We start from the raw sequence: 17753 nt of genomic DNA on the forward strand, positions 1-17753 counted from the left end.
CGAAAAAAATATGCATAAACCCAATTGGCAGGAGGTTCAAAGTTATATGAAACCTCATTACTTGGGGGAGGACCATATCGCCATCACCAGCTAAATTCATTATTGTCCATAATTAGCTGGGCTGCAGGCCTAAAACATTTTCATTCGTGGTGGTAGCTGCTAAGCCATAGAGGTTTGAGACAAACTTGCATTTCAATAGGGAATAGCAGCAAATGATTTACTACATATTTTTGCTGTAATTAATTTGTTTTAATAAACTCTTAAAATCGAGTTCAGCAATTAATACACTCAATAAAATAAGTGTTGCCCCAAGGTAACCTTTAAGTTCCAGCGTTTCTCCTGTGAAAACAAAGGCAAAGCCTGCCGAAAACACCGGCTCTAACGTAAAAATAAGACCTGTATGTGTAGGGCTGGTATACTGCTGGGCTATGATTTGAACAATGAACGTGATTGCAGTGCAAAATATGCTTAAAACGAGGATTGCAAACCATGATTCATTCGTATCGGGAAGTTTGGGTGTTTCCATAAACATGGAAACAACAAAGGCGAACAATCCAACAAAACCTAGTTGTAGAACCCCAAGTGAAATGGAATCGGCATGCTTAGTCATCGCGCCCGTCACAAGGATATAAACGGCATAGAAAAAGGCACATAAAATGCATAACACATCCCCAAAACCGATCCTTAATTCGCTGTTCAATGTCAATAAGCTGATTCCCACTATGGTCAACAGGATTCCGACCACTACTCTTTTTTCGGGTCTTTTCTTAAAATATACAAATTCTAGTACGGGGATGAATATGACAGTCAGACTCATTAAGAATCCGGCATTCGAAACCGATGTATACTTTGTGCCAAACGTAGCACAAATATAAATGAGAAACAAAATCGAAGCTAATATAAATGCATATTTGACCGTTTTGAAATCGATTTTGATTAAATGCTTGAAAAATACGATGCCTGAAATAAAAAAGGCAATCAGAAAACGTAATGCAATTAAATTATATTCTTGAATATGATTGAGGCCAATCTTTGTAAGTAGGATGGATGCACCCCAAAAAAACGTAATCATTAGTAGCGCTAAATCTGCTTTTAATTGCAATTTCATCTCTATTTCCTCGTTCTTTATAAACTATTAATCATTTTAGCGTTCAATAAATATTGAAGCAAACTTTTTTTTTCTCGGATTATTGAAATAACTTAAGCATGAACATGATCGGCTGCTTTTACTAGATTAAAGACATTGTGAAGGTTTGTACTTAAACAGACAGGGGGTTAGTTCAAAAAGTGCTAAATTATTTTTTGCTAATAAAGGAGCAGCCTGGGGAAAATAAATACAAAAGACGGTTCTTCTGCCCTTAAAGTAGGAGAATCGTCTTTTTAATTTTCAAAATAGGAAACCGCATTTTCAGCAAGAGTACCTTACTTTCAACCATTAGACCAAATCTTTTCTAAGAACCTTGTTCAAAATAATAATGGTTATATTTTAGGTTAACTAATAACCAATAAAACAACCTTAAAATTGACTAAAGATTAGCATTTAATAGATTATTTGTAGTAATTAAAATTGGCATGATTCTTGCTTTATAAAAAGCTGTAACTTCAGAATTTTATAACACAATGAAATGAGGTGGACGACTTATAGTGGAGCCAATCAAAATAATGAGGTAAAAAACTCCAAAGGATAGAGGAGGCGCAAGATGAAAAAAGAAATTCGGAATTGGAGGATACTAAATGCAATCCATTTGGAAAGAGGCAGCAGTTGAAAAGACAGCTGATCAGGAGAGAGTAGAGAAGAAAAGAAGATTCGTACAGCCTGACGCTTATGTTCTATTATTTTTTGTTGCATTGATCTGCGCTATTGTCACATACATTTTACCGGCAGGTGAATTTAAAAGGATAATAAAAGGAGACATTACCTTAACGGTACCTGGAAGTTTTCATTTTGTTCATTCACATCCCACTGGTTTCGTAGACTTCTTTACTAAAATCCAAAACGGAATGGTAATGGGCGCACCGCTTATTTTCCTTATCCTATTTACAAGCGGAGCCTTAGCTGTCATTGAAAAATCAGGTGCGATAGATGCGTTTCTAAAGTCCACCCTTACTCGTTTCAGGCATCGCTTGCTGTTTTTAATTATACCTGTAGGATTCATATTGTCTGCTTTGGGAACGACTGGAATTGTGGTCAATTCAGTAATCGCTTTCATACCATTAGGATTATTTATCGCTCGTGGATTGAAATTGGATGCTATTTTCGGCGTTTCCCTTATCTATTTAGGAACTTATGCTGGTTGGAACGTACCTGTTTTTGCTCCTCAAACGCTTGGACTATCCCAGCGTATTGCCGAGCTTCCGCTTTTCTCGGGAATAGGCTACCGGATCATTATCTACCTAACATTTCTCGGTGGAACTCTTTTATATGTATATTTGTATGCACGTAAAATTCGAAAGGACCCGACCAAGAGCATCCTTGGCCCAGAATCGTTCACTTCTGAGACTGCAATGATAGGTACCGAAGTAGAGACTACGGTAAAGGTTTCCTTGCAGCAAAAGCTAATCTTATCGTTTGCGGGATTATCTTTGCTAGGTTTTATTATTTTCTCTCAGATATTTAAATGGACGGAAAATGAAATGGCTGGTCTTTTCATTTTTATTGCCATCGGCGCTGGTTTAATCGCGCGAATGAGTGCAAATGACATTGCATTGACATTTATTCAAGGCTGTAAACAAATGGTCTATGGAGCTCTCATTGTGGGGATGGCCAGAGCAGTGGGCTTAATCCTTAATGATGCAAAGATATTAGACACCATCGTCAATGCGTTGGTCCATCTCCTTGAACCGTTGTCTCCGATTGCCGCTTCAATTGGAATGTATATCGGAAGTGCGGCTCTGCACTTTTTGATTTCTTCCGGTTCCGGGGAATCCACCGTGTTGATGCCGATTCTTGTCCCTTTGGCGGATTTGCTGCATATTACGCGTCAAGTAGCTGTCCAGACGGTTATGCTTGGGGAAGGAGTAGTAAATACCATCAATCCGACATCCGGCGTGCTAATGGGTGTACTAGCAATGAGCGGCATCTCCTATGGAAAATGGCTGAAGTTCATGCTTCCATTAACGGCAGTTTGGTTTGTTCTCGGATTAATTTTCATCATTATCGGCATGATGATCAACTGGGGACCTTACTAAGAAATAAACGATAAATATAGGGGATTTCAAATATGGATAAAGTACTAGAATACTTTAAGCAACACCAAGAAGAGATCCTAGAGGATCTAAAAACACTTGTACTGGCTGAGTCGCCTTCACATTCAAAAGTACGGGTAGATCAATGTGGAGAAGTGATTCAACAGCTGTTTAAGAAGCATCTTGACGTTGAGGCGGAAGTGATTCCTCAGGAGCATGCGGGGAATCACCTGCGGTTTAGTTATGGGAAAGGCGATGCCCAAATCTTAATCATAGGCCATTTTGACACTGTCCAGGAGGTAGGAAGGCTTTCCTACCGTGTAGAAGGAAACAAGGCGTATGGGCCGGGCATCCTGGATATGAAAGGAGGAATTATCCAGGCTCTTTGGGCGCTGAAAGCTTGCCGTGAGTTGGGGATTTCCTTAAACAAGAAAATCGTTTTCTTATGTACAAGCGATGAAGAGGTTGGAAGCAAAACATCTAGGGCATTAATCGAACGGGAAGCTTTAAAGAGCCAGGCTGTTCTCGTTCCGGAGCCGGCAGCGCCACATACAGGTGCACTTAAAACAGCCCGAAAAGGAGTTGGCAGGTTTTCGATCCAGATTAAAGGAAAAGCAGCGCATTCAGGGCAAAATCACCAGGATGGAATCAGCGCGGTACAGGAAATGGCTCATCAGATTTTATTCTTACACTCACTTACTGATTATAAGTTGGATACAACTCTAAATGTTGGCGCGGTAAGAGGAGGGACCGTCGAAAATGTGGTAGCAGAACAAGCGGAACTGGCTGTGGATCTGCGAATCAGCCAGTTCCGGGAGGCGGAACGTGTTTCGAAAATCATTTATGGGCTAAAGCCGCATCTAAAAGGGATATCCTTACAAGTTGCAGGTGGAATTACCCGCCCGCCTATGGAAAGAACAGCTCAAAATGAAAAATTGTTTAATCTGGCAAAAACATGTTCATCTGAATTAGGGTTTCACTTGACTGAGGAATCAGTGGGTGGAGGCAGTGATGGGAATTTCACTTCCGTATTAGGCATTCCTACGCTAGATGGGTTAGGTCCAGTGGGAGAAGGTAACCATGCCGAAAATGAGCATATTGAAATCGATCAACTTCCCGTTAGGGCAGCCCTGATTACCCACCTTCTACGTAAGCTATAATTTTAAATAAACAAAAATGCAAGTGCCCGTTTGGTGCTTGCATTTTTTTCGCATAGGAAAGTTTAATTTAGAAAAAGCGTGAAAAACAAACAAATTTTCCAATCGGGATAAAAAACTTCCTCTAATAGCCGTCTCGTTCCCTTGAAATAATCCAATAGGAATTATTTAGGTATAGTTATAGGCTTGTGTTTAGGTTATTATTACCCTAAAAAAGGGGTTTTAAAAGGAGAGAAAAATGGAGAGACCAAGTATTTTACTGCTAACAAGAGGGGAAAAGCTAGCACAAACCTTTGAGACTAACCTGAGGATGTTCTTCGGTACCAATATTCAGATTTATATCGTTCATGAGCACGGGGAGCTGGATAGCCAATTAGTGGATAAGTGTGAACTGATTCTAGTTTCCTCCGAAAGTATATTGGATCGTTTACCGAAACTACTACATGAGCGGGCCCTGTTTGCCAGAAGAACCGTTCATTTGCCAAAGCTCGAGCAACTGATGGATTTGGCTCCGGGAACCCAATGTCTATTTGTCTCGAACAGTATGGACACGATTGTAGATGCCATCGAGCTTTTGAATCGCCTGGGATTTGATCATTTGCACTTTATTCCATATGTTCCGCAGACAGCGGAAATCCGGCCTGTACTTGAGGATATCGATGTGGCGGTAACTCATGGATTAAAAGAACTTGTCCCGGAGACGATTGGTAAAGTGATTGATTTGGGCATACGCCCGATCGATTTGACAACGATTTATGATATTGCTCAACAATTGAATCTTCCTATAGAAAATGCGCATTTCTATACAGCGGAGTTTTTCCGTGATTTTGTCCGCCTTGGAAGAAATTTAGCCAATTCCGTAAACAATGAAAAGCGGTTAAATCAAAAGCTGGAATCCATATTTAATGCTGTTCATGAAGGAATTATCAGTATGGATGAATGGGGATATATTACGGTTTTTAATGAAGAAGCCGAGAAAATACTCAGCCTGTCTGCAGAGAATTGTCTTGGAAAGACGTGCTGGGATGTAATCCCTGAGTTTAACCTGAATCAGATTTTTCAATCCCACGCGGAGGAGTCCAATCAATTATTGGAGATACGGAACAAAGTTCTTCTGGTTACCAAAGTTCCCATGATGCTGGACGGGCATTTGATGGGCGTCGTTGTTACGTTTCAAGACGTCACGATTGTTCAACGAATTGAACAGGAAATCCGCAAAAAAAACAGCCGTCTGGGATTAACGACAAAATATTCTTTTGAAAATATTATCGGTGTAAGCGGGTCCATCACCTCTACGAAAAAGGTTGCTGTCAGACTGGCAGAAAGTGATTTTACCGTATTGATCACAGGAGAAAACGGTACGGGCAAGGAAGTATTTGCCCAAGCGATTCATAAATATTCCACCCGGCGGGATGGCCCATTCGTCCCGGTCAATTTTGCCGGCCTTACAGAAAGTTTGGCAGAAAGTGAATTGTTTGGATACGAAGAGGGCTCTTTCACAGGAGCTAAAAAAGGAGGGAAAATGGGGCTATTCGAATTGGCTCATAATGGAACCATTTTTCTGGATGAAATTGGGGATGCTCCTCTCAGTATTCAGGCAGCCTTGCTGCGTGTGCTCCAAGAGCGGCAAGTGATGCGGGTAGGAGGAAATCGCGTAATTCCCATCAATGTCAGGGTGATCGCTGCCACGAACCGAAACCTGAATAGTATGGTGTCAAAGGGTGCTTTTCGGGAAGATTTGTACTATAGACTCAATGTTTTGCCGTTAAATATCCCAAATCTTAGAGAACGGCAAGAGGATCTTTTTATCCTCATTGACAATTTCCTTCATGATAATGGGCGAAAACTGCGATTTACACCTGAAGTAAAAAATGTTCTTTTAAATTACAGCTGGCCAGGTAATATTCGGGAGTTGGAAAATTTCATTAAGTATCTGAAGGTAATTGTAGAAGGAGATACAGTGAAATTACAACATATTCCTGATCGTATATTGAATAGCAACGGTATCTTGTCACGCCCTCACGGTCCGGCAGACGGAGGGGAAACCGTGGAAAGAGAGGAAATCCTTCAATTCTTGTCACGTCACGGTTCCCTAATGGATTATGAGGATATATTGACAATCCTGTGGAATTTCAGTAAACGCCAGGAGCGAGTGGGACGGACCGTTTTATGCTCATTGATCTCCCGTCCTTTATCCGAAGCTCAAATTCGCAATAAACTATCGATCCTCCAACGGTGTAGATGTGTCGAAGTAGGTGTCAAGAAGCAAGGTACAACGATTACTCCTACGGGAATACAGGTTTTACAATGGATCAAGGAGTAAATAATTAATTGAAAAGAAATTTATTTTTAAAACACAATCTGCAATTACTAACGAAGAATCCCTTTTGATGAAATCTTTTTTCAAAATGGATTCTTTCTTTAATAAAAATGGATTAATGACCTTCCATAAAATGGAGCATTACTGAATAACGGTAATGCTTTTTTTTTACCATCATGTAAATATCTTAGCATGAGTACCTCACTTTCAAATACTTTCATTGGACCAAATCTTTTCGAAGAGAAGATTTAATCTGTTCTAAGAACCTTGTTCAAAAAATAGTAATGGTTATTTTTTAGGTGTTTCATTAACCGATAAAACACCCTAAAAATTGACTGAAGATCAGCATTTACTAGATTATTAGTAGTAATTAAAATTGGTATGATTCTTGCTTAATAAAATATTGTAACTGCTGAACTTTATAACACAATGAAATGAGGTGGATGGCTTATTGAGGAGCCAATAAAAAAATGAGGAAAAAATCTACAAAGGATAGAGGAGGAGCAAGTTTATAAAATGTTTTTAAATAGTGAACCGTCTTTCTCACAGAAAGCAGCAGATGAAAAACATTACATCTATTCTGGAACGATCGAGAAAATTATGCCGGCTGCTCTTTTCTATGGGAAAGAAACTCACTTTGTTGAGAGAGCTTATTGTAAAAATCATCAGACATTATGGGTAACTATAACATTATTTAATTGAGATACAGCACGATACTATTATTCACCAGTCCAAAAAATTTGATAGATGGAGAGTAGCTATTATGGAATTAAGACATCTTAAAACTTTCAAATTCGCGGCAGAGTACTTAAATTTTACAAAGGCTGCTCAGCAGTTAAACTTCACTCAACCTGCTGTAACTGCACAACTTCAGACGCTCGAACAAGAATTGAAACAACAGCTATTTATACGAATAGGAAAGAAGAACTTTTTGACGCCTGCAGGTGAAATCCTAAGAACATATACAGATCAGCTATTTTCCATAGTGGAGGAGATTGAATCATCTTTCTCCGATCTTTCAAATTCTTATGGCAATATTACGGTTGCCGCTAGTGAAGGGTATTGTGCGAAGTGTTTTCCTTATGTCATTTCTGAGTACCAGAAGTTATATCCCCATGTACAGATTAAGGTGATTTCTTGTAATAGCGATGAAGTTATAAAAGGGATCGAATCAAACAAATACGATATAGGGATTATTTCGGGCGAGCTAAGTAAAAATGGAATTACAAACATTATGATTGCAGAGGAAGACATGGTTCTAGTGGTTTCAAAAGATTTATATGCTAGGTACCCGGAAGACCAATTACTGACGAATTTTCCTTTTATTAAATATCAAGCTGGAGAATATTTTGAAACGATAATAAATAAATATTTGATACAATCGAAACTTTCATTACAAAACGTAATAGAATTTGGAAGCTTAGATGCGATCAAAAAGGCCGTATTAATTAATATTGGGGTAGCGTTGTTAATCAGTACCTACATAAAAAAAGAAATTAGCAATGGTGATTTAGTTCCGATCCTAGTTACTGAGAACAAAGTAAAAGTAAACACCTCTATCATTACGTTAAAAGAAAAGGAAAACGTAGTAACAATTCAATCTTTTATTGATGTAATCCAAAAAATTTGGAATAGAATTCCTACTATGGAGTAAAAGCCGAACGATATTCTGTTAGTAGTGATATAACACCGTTTTTAATGGGGAGGTAACTTTGTGGCAGGTAGAACAGTAGGCAACAGGGACATATTAAACCATAGTGATGACTGCACTCTATTACGAATCAAGGAATCCACTTTAAGAAAGTATGCCTTACTGCTTCAGGAGGATCTGGTTCAAAAACTTTAAAACAGTTGCAATGGGTCTCTAACTCTTAAACATATTGATACTATTACTCGAACTTTTTCTTATGTTGCCAGACTGCGTGTAATAACCGTAGATAAAAATCCAGGATCAATAAAATAATGTTATGGTTACCATAATGTTTCTTAATTTTACAAAAACTTTATAAAAACTTAAAGTTTTAATATAAGCTGCAGCAGTCAAGAACACGAATGAAAAGCAACTTATATTAATTATTTGGTTGTGGTGAAACAATAAATTAGGTCTGTAATTATTATAGATTAGATGAGAAACTCATCTGATCTATTATATTCAAATACTAAGAGGGATGTAGTCAGGCAAATGCATAATTACCACGCTAAGGTATTTTGAAAAAAGTTGTATGGGACATTTGAAACCTTTCTATACCAGAATATATAACATCCCGTTAGGGTTACTCTATTGAAACTAACTACGGATGCTGACAAATCAGATATTCTAACCTTTACGTTGTAAATCCACAAAATCTTGACGCTACCTCTTATTATTTTACAAAATTGGCTGATTCTATTAGCACATAAAATATATGAGGTGAGAAGGAACCATGCTATCGACAGACTTTACAAGTCAATTAAGAGAATTACAAGAGTGTATAGAGAACAAACGGAATGAATTGATTGAACTAGGAATGACTTATGGATTTGCAGATAAAATAACTATCAAATGCAGTCAAGATCTTGATAAGTTGATCAATATACAAATGCATGCAGTTGTTAGTATAGGGTTAAAATATCAAGGTGTAAAGCGATTATACAGCAGTTGTTTTGTGTGAAAAGCATCACATTAATCTTTATATTGGGTGTGTCGTATTTAATAGTTTTATTGGAAATATAAACTATTAACCTTATATTATCGAAACCGGATGCAAAAAATCCATTGTGATTGTGGGGAAATTGAGTTGGAATCAACCGCAGCTTGCGTAGTTGGTGGGGTCTTCACAACTGGCGGAATCGGAACTGTACTTGGAATTAAATGAAAGTAGCAAAACGCTTATTAGCATTTTAAAAATGGAGGTATTTTTGTGAGTGAGAAAGAAAAAAGGTTACAGTATAAAACTTCTATTATTCTGGGAAAAGATACTAGCCAAATGACGTTAAACAATATTATTGAGGAAATGATTCACGTTATTGAGGAAAAAAACAAAAGTATCAGTGAATTAAATAGAAAAATATTAGTGAAAATCACTTTATAAAACTTAATTAAAGTTGATTTTGCGGAGACTATAATTATTATAGTTTGGTAGAAACTATTCTGAAAAGAACCAGGTTGTTGGGTTGACTCCACAAGTGTTGGTGATATAATTTAGGTTATTAAAAGAATGTTAGTATGGTTTGGAGGCAGGTTTAGTAAAATGAAACCATTGCAGCATGAAAGTTTAATTCCGCTATATCACCAATTGATGGAAAGGTTAAAGGATTCGATTGAAAAGGGACATTGGACTCCGGGAGATAAAATCCCTTCGGAAAATCAATTAATGGACCAATTTAGTGTCAGCCGTAACACGGCTAAAAAAGCGATTGAGGAGCTTGTACAGGAAGGAATACTGTACCGAATTCAAGGAAAAGGAACCTTCGTCGCAAAACCGAAATTGCAGCAGTCATTGATGGGATTTTACAGTTTTAGCAAAGTATTAAAAGAAAAAGGATTGAATCCTAAGGATATCATTTTGAAAATAGAAGAAGTCAAACCAACTGCCAAAATTAAGGAAGCACTGCAGCTGGAGAATGATGAGAATGTCATTGAAATGAAACGCCTTCGCTGTGCCAATGATGAGCCATATATTTTGGAATCATCTTTCATTCCGAAACACGTAGTTTCAGATATGGAGCAGCTAAAAAAGGTAGGCGAAATTTCTTTATATGATCTATTTTCACAACAATTTAATATTATGGTAACCAGAGCAAAAGAGGCATTTGAACCTGTTCTCATTCGTAGTGACGAAAGTGTATATCTGCAAACAGAGGAAGGTCGTCCGGCACTCCTTCTTGAAAGAACTGCCTTTGATGTTAATGGGGTTCCTGTGGAATTTTGTATATCCATTGTACGTGGTGATCGTTGCCGCTTCTACACCGAACTAAGCTAATCAAATATGACTCATAGCATTCTCGCTATGAGTTTTTTTTAGGTCAACTTATACCAACAAACCAATGAAATTTCACTTAAATTTAAGTTGATGGGTTGACAGGTTAATCATAAAGAAGTTATATTCAAATTAGTTATAATTTTCGGTCAAAAGAGTCAGCTATTTTTTAAAAAAATCTTGTACCATCAACCCATCGTTTAAATTGATGAAAGGACAACCTCTTTTTACAAAACATTTAAAAAATTTAAAAGGAATTTCCGAAATGGGATAAAAATTTGGTATCCTATTAGAGAAAGCGCTTAAGTTCAACCTAAGAGGTGTTTTATTAGTGGCAAGATTAAAGGATATTGCGGAATATGTTGGTGTTTCCATTTCTACTGTATCAAGAGTGATTCAAAATGATCAGACCAGAAACGTTCATCCCGAAACGAAAGCGAAAATTTGGGAGGCTGTAAAGGAGTTAGGTTATATACCCAATCAGCATGCTCGAAGTTTAGTAACCAACAATCAAGAAAAGAGTAAGACAAGAACTATGAAAATCGGCTGGGTAGCCAATCCAAAATCAGCAGAAACCAACCCCTATTTTGCAACAATTTATACAGGTATTCGTGATACATTAGCAAATAAAGATTATACCCTTATTAGTATTACCAAGGATGAAATTGAAAACGAGGTATTGCTTCTTAAGACGATTCATGATTTAGGGATTGAAGGACTGCTCCTGATTGATAAAATTGATGATAGTCTAATCGAATATATTCAGCAGCAAATCCCTGTAGTAGGGCTGGACTTTTATTATTCAGATAAAAATATGGCAATCGTAGACTATGACCGTAAGGCTGCCATGAAAACAGTGGTCCAGTATTTAATGAAACAAGGACACCGGGACATAGGGTTTATTGGTGGGGGTGTTGATCCTGCCATTGAAGATTTGTCTGCAGAACATCGTTTTAAAGGTTTTCAGCTAGCCATGGAAGAAGCAGGACTATCAATACAACCTGAATGGGTTATTAATACAAAGTGGAAAATGTCAACCAGCTATGAGCAAATGAAAAAACTGCTCAAAAGGGAGCCGTTGCATTTGCCGTCCGCAATGGTTTGCGCAAGTGATTTAATGGCTATTGCTGCAATCAGGGCAGTCATCGAAAATCATCTTAGAATCCCTGAGGACATTGCCTTCTTTGGCGTAGATAATCTGGAAATGGGGAAATATTCATCCCCGCAGCTTTCAACGGTAGAAATCCCAAAATATGAAATGGGAAGAATGGCGGCTAAAACGATTATGGAAATGGTAGAAGAGGAAGTAAAACTTCCGATAAAAATAATCCTGCCGTTTGAATTAGTCATTCGTGAGTCCTCAAACATAAAACGAACCTAATTGGTTCTTTTTTAATCAACGCTTGGAAAACGTTTGGATTAAAACGGGAAAAAATTCGGAAAACGAAATATTGATGAAGATAGGAGAGTTATCATGAAACCACTGACGGCTATTTTAATTGGAGCAGGTGACAGAGGAGCAAGAGCCTATGCGCCTTATGCTTTAGAGTATCCTAATGAATTAAAGATAATTAGTGTGGCGGAGCCAAATGGAGAAAGAAGAAACAGACTTCAACAAGCCCATAAAATATCCGATAAAAATTGTTATGAATCATGGGAAGAGGTATTGAATCAAGAAACAAAAATAGCGGATATTGCCATTATCTGTACACTTGACCAAAATCATTTTAAGCCGACGATGAAAGCATTGGAATTAGGCTATCATGTTCTGTTAGAAAAACCTATGTCTCCAGATCCAGCGGAATGCATTATGATGGAACGCGCTGCTAAAAAGTATAATCGACAGCTGACCATATGCCATGTACTAAGATATACAGAATTTTGGGCAACTATTAAAAAGATTATCTCCAAAGGGGAAATTGGAGAGGTCGTATCGCTTCAACTAAACGAAAATGTGGAAGTCATGCATATGTCCCACAGCTTTGTCCGTGGTAATTGGAATAATAAGCAAAGAACCAGCCCGATGATACTTCAGAAATCTTGTCATGACATGGATATTATTTCGTTTGTGATCGGCAAAGATTGTAAACGTGTTAGCTCATATGGTTCGCTCATGCATTTTAAGGAAGAAAATGCACCTGTTGGAGCGCCGAAAAGATGTTTAGAGGGTTGCCCAGCAGAGCTCGTATGTCCGTTTCACGCTGGTAGATATTATCTTGGGGAAGGCAAAGCATGGGCAAAGAAATTTACTGAAGATGATAGCAATGAAGGAATCATAAAGGCATTAAATGAAACGCCTTATGGAAAATGCGTGTATCGCTCAGATAATGATGTGGTTGATCACCAAGTGGTCAATATGGAATTTGAGGGCGGGGCAACAGCAACATTCAGCATGTGCGGCTTTACAAGGGAACAAACCCGCATTGTTCAAATCATGGGAACAAAAGGAGAAATACGTGGAAATATGGAAGAAAACAGCATCTCCATCTTTGATTTTCTCACAAAACAGGAAACGGTCATTAAGTTTGATAATCCCATTGGGGGGCATGGCGGCGGAGATAGCGGCATCATGAGAACCTTCCTAAGAGAGATTCAATATGGAAATAAACAGGAAAGTGTTTCTTCGGCTTTTGCCTCTGTAAGAAGTCACCTAATGGCATTTGCTGCTGAAGAATCCAGGCTCAATCAGGGACAATCGATTAAAATTGATGATTATTTCACTAGTTTAGTAGGAAATATAAAAAGTTAAAGTAATCTCCTAATATTAAAAACTATTTTATTTAGGGAGGTGGTAATCGCTAAAAAAATAGGTTCCACACATGGTTATAGTGATTGTAATAAAATTGAAAAAATTGTAGGGGTTATCAAAGGGTAACAGGTCATTATTTCGTTGTTAGAAATCTACTAAACAATTAATAGAAGGAAGGGAAACAAGATGAAAAAGTGGTTTATCATGCTTTTAACAGTAATTTTAGGATTACTAGGGTTAGCCGGATGTAGTAATAGCAATACAACTTCAGGTAATGGCAAAGATGACAAAGTGGAAATCACCTATGGGTTCTGGGATAAAAAGCAAGTCCCTGCCGTAGAAGAAATAGTTAAGCTATTTAACGAAAAATATCCGAACATTAAGGTGAAAACAGAATTGACTCCATATGGTCAATATTTCCAGAAGCTCGAAACTGCTGCCACCGGGGGTGCCTTGCCGGACGTTATGTGGATGAATGGTGCCCATGTTGAACAATATGCAGACGGAAAGGTAATTCTTCCGATTAGTGACCTTGCCAAGAAAGATAACTTTAGTTTAGATAATTATCCGAAATCTTTAATTGATCTTTATACTGTTAATGGAAAAGTGTATGGAATTCCTAAAGACTTTGATACAACAGGCTTATGGTATAACAAAAAAATCTTTGATGAAGCAGGCGTGCCTTATCCAGACGAAACGTGGGACTGGAATAAGTTGAAGGAAGTCGCCAAAAAGCTGACAAATAAAGATAAAGGTATATGGGGTTATGCTGCTTTAATGGGCAATCAAGGCGGCTATTATGATTTCATATGGCAAAATGGCGGTTATATTATTTCTGACGATGGCAAGTCTGTTGGTTTTGATCAGCCTGAGGCGATTGAGGCACTTAAATACAATATTAGTTTTATTAAAGAAGGGCTATCTCCAACACAAGCTCAAATGACAGAAACGGCTGCATCCGAATTATTTTCTTCAGGAAAAATAGCGATGATGTTTGATGGACCTTGGATGGTTCCGGAATATAAGAATAATCCTGATTTAAACGTTGCTGTTGTACCAAAAGGAAAACAACGTGCTGTTGCGATTCATGGGTTGTCGAATGTCATCGCTGCGAATACAAAGCATAAAGACGCTGCGTGGAAGTTTGTTCAGTTCTTAGGCTCAAAAGAAGCAGCGGAAATATATGCGAAAACAGGAACAGTGATTCCTGCTTTTAATGGGACCCAAGATGCTTGGTTACAATCTGTTCCAACTTTGAACCTTAAAGCCTTTATTGAGGGTGTGGAATATTCTGTCCCATTGCCAAGTGTGAAAAGTACAGGGGAAATTTGGCAGTATGAAACAGATGTTCTTAAAAAGGCTTGGAGTGAGGAAGAAAGTGTAGAAGATGCCGTAAAGGAACTAACGAAAAAGGCAAACGATGCTTTATCTAAGAAATAAAAAAATTGAAGAGGAGAAAATTGTTTCTTCTCTTCTTTTTCTAATAAGGAGGGAATACAGTGAAGGAACTTCCTCTACAGGTTGAAGTGAAAGCGAAAAACAAATTTAAGGTTTCGAGCTTAACAAAGACAAGGAAAAGATCGGATTATTTTTGGGCCTATCTTATGATTGCTCCTACCATGCTGGGCTTGTTTATTTTTTACTTGTGGCCCATCATTCAGACCTTTTACTTTAGTTTCACTGAATGGGGAGCATTTGGACAATATGAGTGGACAGGGATAGATAATTATAAGCGGATGCTTGAAGATAGCAATCTATTAAAATCGTTTAAGAATACAGGAATATATATTATCTTTACGGTCCCAATCGGGATTTTCCTTTCTATTTTGGTTGCGGTGCTCCTAAATCAAAAAATAAAGGGTAAATCAGTTTACCGGACATTATATTTTTTACCTGTCATCACGATGCCGGCTGCCATCGCCATGGTTTGGAAATGGCTTTTCAATTCTGATTACGGACTACTAAACTACCTATTATCTTTAATCGGAATCAAAGGGCCGCATTGGGTAAGTGATCCGAAAATTGCCTTATATTCAATTATTGTGGTTGCCATCTGGAGTGGGATCGGTTATAACATGGTCATTTTCCTCTCAGGACTGCAAGGAATTCCAAAGACCTATTATGAAGCAGCGGAAATGGATGGGGCAGGACCAATCAGGGTTTTCTTTAAAATTACACTCCCGCTGCTCTCTCCGGTTATTTTCTTTGTAAGCATCATGTCTTTAATAGGAGCATTCCAAGTGTTTGATCTAATTTTCATGATGATTGGAAAGGGCAGTACAGCGTTAGAAAGTACCCAATCAATTGTTTATTTATTTTATCAGCATGCATTCGTCTTAAACGATAAAGGATATGCAGCAGCCATCGCTGTTCTCTTATTAATCGTTATTCTGATAATTACAGCGATTCAAATGATGTTGCAGAAAAAATGGGTTCATTACGACTAAAGGAGGGAGAAGTATTGGAAAGAACAAGGCACCTTATACAAAGTAAGACATTCTTTATCCATTTCATCCTAATTGTGGGCTCAGTGGCAATGGTCCTGCCCTTTTTATGGATGATTCTAACCTCATTAAAAACCTATGCTGAGTCGATTCATGTACCGCCTGTTATTATCCCAGAGGATTTCAAATGGGGGAACTACAAAGAGGTATTTGGGCTGCTGCCATTTTTCAAATTTATGTATAACACTTTTATTGTTACAGTCGTACGAACCGCCGGGCAGCTGTTTTTATGTTCCTTGGCCGCCTATGCCTTTGCCCGTATTGAATTTCCAGGCAGGAATTTTCTATTTATGATTGCATTATCAGTTCTCATGGTTCCTGGGCAAGTTTTTTTGCTGCCGCAATACATGATTATTGTGAAATTAGGCTGGCTTAATACATTGCAAGCAGTTATTGTCCCTGGTTTGTTTAGCGCCTTTGGTACATTTCTGCTCCGTCAATTCTTTATGGGGCTTCCAAAAGAACTGGAAGAGGCAGCCAGGCTCGATGGCTGTAACCATTTCCAAATTTATTGGAAGATTATGCTTCCACTAGCCAAACCAGGTTTGGTTGCATTGGGTATTTTCACTACCCTTTGGAGCTGGAATGAATTAATGTGGCCAATGATCGTCAATAGTTCCACTGAATCGATGACACTTTCTGTCGGATTGTCCTCGCTCCAAGGTCAATATTTAACCAATTATCCAATCCTTATGGCAGGCTCCTTTTTGGCCATCCTGCCAATGCTGGTTCTATTTATCATTCTGCAAAAGCAATTTATTCAAGGCATTGCTGTAACAGGTGGAAAATAAAGAATATTATTCCATATAGGGTTGACCCAACAAGTTGTGGTGATATACAATAAATAATGACAAGAATTTAAACTAAATTTAAGACATTTATAAAAACTCATAGCTTGTAGTCTATGAGTTTTTAATAAATGTAACTTGTACCAACAACCCATCTATATACGTTTGGAGGTGCACAATTGAAAAAGGCAATTGGTATTGATATTGGAGGGACAAAGATTGCAGCGGGCATTATTTCTGAAACAGGGGAATTACTCAAACGTACAGAGGTAAATAGTGATCCTTCTGACAAAGAAAAGATGTTTGCTAAAGTGGTAGAAGCGATAGAGGGAGTTCTTGAAGATTCTACTTATTCGTTAGCGGACATTGAAGGCATTGGTGCAGGGGTACCGGGCAAGGTGGATCGACAACAGGGCATTGCGATTTTTCAAAATAATATACCTTGGGCCCAGTTTCCTGTCACTGCCAGGTTACAGGAGCAATTTGGGCTCAAGCGCATTACGATTGACAATGATGTTTATATGGCAGCTTTTGCCGAGTGGAAGGCGTCCCAGGCAAAAAGTGATGAGACGTTTGTCTACGTGACGATAAGTACGGGCATCTCATGCTCTATTATTCATAATGGTTCATTTTTAAGAGGGGCCGGATTTGCTGGAGAACTTGGATTAATTCCTGTTCTTTCGGCGGGGAAGGAATTAGAGCGGCTGGAAAATATATCTGCAGGACCAGCAATCGAAAAATTAGCACAAAAGGAAATGCAAACGGCATCTCTGTCGACTAAGGATGTCTTCGAACGCTATAACGAAGGGGCACGCGGGTTTCAACCCATAATTGATGAAATAACGGACAATTGGATACAGGGTTTATATTCGATTTCCTGTTTACTAGACCCTCATAAAGTAGTTTTCGGCGGCAGTGTGATCGCTAACAATCCTTTTCTGCTTAACATCATTAAAGAAAAATTAAAATTATTCCAAATCCCTGAACAACAGCATCTTTTAAGTCAAATGTCCATTAGCACAATGAAGCAGAATAATGGAGTGATTGGTGCTGGGTTACGGGTATTCGAAGGAATTTAACAAATCTTAAG

The 17753-nt window shown here is 38.2% G+C and carries 15 protein-coding genes; 14 read left to right on the forward strand and 1 reads right to left on the reverse strand.

The features are described from left to right. Window positions 1-220 precede the first annotated feature (220 nt). A complete protein-coding gene (locus tag LC455_RS07515) occupies window positions 221-1108 on the reverse strand; it encodes a DMT family transporter (RefSeq protein ID WP_223589517.1) in 888 nt (295 codons plus the stop codon). Window positions 1109-1734: 626 nt separating this feature from the next. Between LC455_RS07515 and LC455_RS07520 the strand changes: the two genes are divergently transcribed. From LC455_RS07520 to LC455_RS07585, 14 genes are all read left to right on the forward strand, one after another. Then, a complete protein-coding gene (locus LC455_RS07520; protein ID WP_223589518.1) occupies window positions 1735-3189 on the forward strand; it encodes a YfcC family protein in 1455 nt (484 codons plus the stop codon). 32 nt (window positions 3190-3221) lie between these two features. After that, a complete protein-coding gene (locus LC455_RS07525) occupies window positions 3222-4346 on the forward strand; it encodes a M20 family metallopeptidase (protein WP_223589520.1) in 1125 nt (374 codons plus the stop codon). A 235-nt stretch (window positions 4347-4581) separates the two neighbouring features. Then, window positions 4582-6666, forward strand: coding sequence for a sigma-54 interaction domain-containing protein (locus LC455_RS07530; RefSeq protein WP_223589521.1), 2085 nt, complete (start codon window positions 4582-4584; stop codon window positions 6664-6666). Window positions 6667-7426: 760 nt separating this feature from the next. Further along, the gene (locus LC455_RS07535; protein WP_223589523.1) at window positions 7427-8317 is read left to right on the forward strand and encodes a LysR family transcriptional regulator; all 891 of its coding nucleotides are present in this window, start codon (window positions 7427-7429) and stop codon (window positions 8315-8317) included. 60 nt (window positions 8318-8377) lie between these two features. Next, window positions 8378-8509: a hypothetical protein gene (locus LC455_RS31335; protein ID WP_263297699.1), complete on the forward strand. Its 132-nt coding sequence runs from the start codon at window positions 8378-8380 to the stop codon at window positions 8507-8509. A gap of 577 nt (window positions 8510-9086) precedes the next feature. Next, window positions 9087-9314 carry an aspartyl-phosphate phosphatase Spo0E family protein gene (locus tag LC455_RS07540; protein ID WP_223589525.1) on the forward strand — a complete coding sequence of 76 codons (228 nt, stop codon included), beginning with the start codon at window positions 9087-9089 and terminating at the stop codon, window positions 9312-9314. A gap of 249 nt (window positions 9315-9563) precedes the next feature. Then, the gene (locus tag LC455_RS07545; protein WP_223589527.1) at window positions 9564-9734 is read left to right on the forward strand and encodes a hypothetical protein; all 171 of its coding nucleotides are present in this window, start codon (window positions 9564-9566) and stop codon (window positions 9732-9734) included. A 159-nt stretch (window positions 9735-9893) separates the two neighbouring features. Continuing rightward, window positions 9894-10625, forward strand: a complete 732-nt coding sequence (locus LC455_RS07555; RefSeq protein ID WP_317851415.1) for a GntR family transcriptional regulator — start codon at window positions 9894-9896, stop codon at window positions 10623-10625. A 328-nt stretch (window positions 10626-10953) separates the two neighbouring features. Beyond that, entirely contained in the window at window positions 10954-12003 is a 1050-nt protein-coding gene (locus tag LC455_RS07560) for a LacI family DNA-binding transcriptional regulator (protein ID WP_223589528.1), read from the forward strand. A 93-nt stretch (window positions 12004-12096) separates the two neighbouring features. After that, window positions 12097-13371 carry a Gfo/Idh/MocA family protein gene (locus LC455_RS07565; RefSeq protein ID WP_223589530.1) on the forward strand — a complete coding sequence of 425 codons (1275 nt, stop codon included), beginning with the start codon at window positions 12097-12099 and terminating at the stop codon, window positions 13369-13371. A gap of 186 nt (window positions 13372-13557) precedes the next feature. Beyond that, entirely contained in the window at window positions 13558-14811 is a 1254-nt protein-coding gene (locus LC455_RS07570) for an ABC transporter substrate-binding protein (RefSeq protein ID WP_223589531.1), read from the forward strand. Between the two features lie 86 nt (window positions 14812-14897). Continuing rightward, complete coding sequence (locus LC455_RS07575; RefSeq protein ID WP_440446385.1) at window positions 14898-15818, forward strand: carbohydrate ABC transporter permease; 921 nt, start codon at window positions 14898-14900, stop codon at window positions 15816-15818. Between the two features lie 89 nt (window positions 15819-15907). Then, window positions 15908-16666, forward strand: coding sequence for a carbohydrate ABC transporter permease (locus LC455_RS07580; RefSeq protein ID WP_223589853.1), 759 nt, complete (start codon window positions 15908-15910; stop codon window positions 16664-16666). Between the two features lie 176 nt (window positions 16667-16842). Then, window positions 16843-17742 carry an ROK family protein gene (locus LC455_RS07585; RefSeq protein ID WP_223589534.1) on the forward strand — a complete coding sequence of 300 codons (900 nt, stop codon included), beginning with the start codon at window positions 16843-16845 and terminating at the stop codon, window positions 17740-17742. The last annotated feature ends 11 nt before the right edge of the window (window positions 17743-17753 follow it).

It is taken from the genome of Neobacillus bataviensis, assembly GCF_019969725.1.

What these genes read in the sequence shown, in the direction of transcription:
- LC455_RS07515 (WP_223589517.1), bottom strand. Translation starts at nt 1,108, where the DNA reads ATGAAATTGCAATTAAAAGCAGATTTAGCGCTACTAATGATTACGTTT.
- LC455_RS07520 (WP_223589518.1), top strand. Translation starts at nt 1,735, where the DNA reads ATGCAATCCATTTGGAAAGAGGCAGCAGTTGAAAAGACAGCTGATCAG.
- LC455_RS07525 (WP_223589520.1), top strand. Translation starts at nt 3,222, where the DNA reads ATGGATAAAGTACTAGAATACTTTAAGCAACACCAAGAAGAGATCCTA.
- LC455_RS07565 (WP_223589530.1), top strand. Translation starts at nt 12,097, where the DNA reads ATGAAACCACTGACGGCTATTTTAATTGGAGCAGGTGACAGAGGAGCA.
- LC455_RS07580 (WP_223589853.1), top strand. Translation starts at nt 15,908, where the DNA reads ATGGTCCTGCCCTTTTTATGGATGATTCTAACCTCATTAAAAACCTAT.
- LC455_RS07540 (WP_223589525.1), top strand. Translation starts at nt 9,087, where the DNA reads ATGCTATCGACAGACTTTACAAGTCAATTAAGAGAATTACAAGAGTGT.
- LC455_RS07530 (WP_223589521.1), top strand. Translation starts at nt 4,582, where the DNA reads ATGGAGAGACCAAGTATTTTACTGCTAACAAGAGGGGAAAAGCTAGCA.
- LC455_RS07535 (WP_223589523.1), top strand. Translation starts at nt 7,427, where the DNA reads ATGGAATTAAGACATCTTAAAACTTTCAAATTCGCGGCAGAGTACTTA.
- LC455_RS07570 (WP_223589531.1), top strand. Translation starts at nt 13,558, where the DNA reads ATGAAAAAGTGGTTTATCATGCTTTTAACAGTAATTTTAGGATTACTA.
- LC455_RS07555 (WP_317851415.1), top strand. Translation starts at nt 9,894, where the DNA reads ATGAAACCATTGCAGCATGAAAGTTTAATTCCGCTATATCACCAATTG.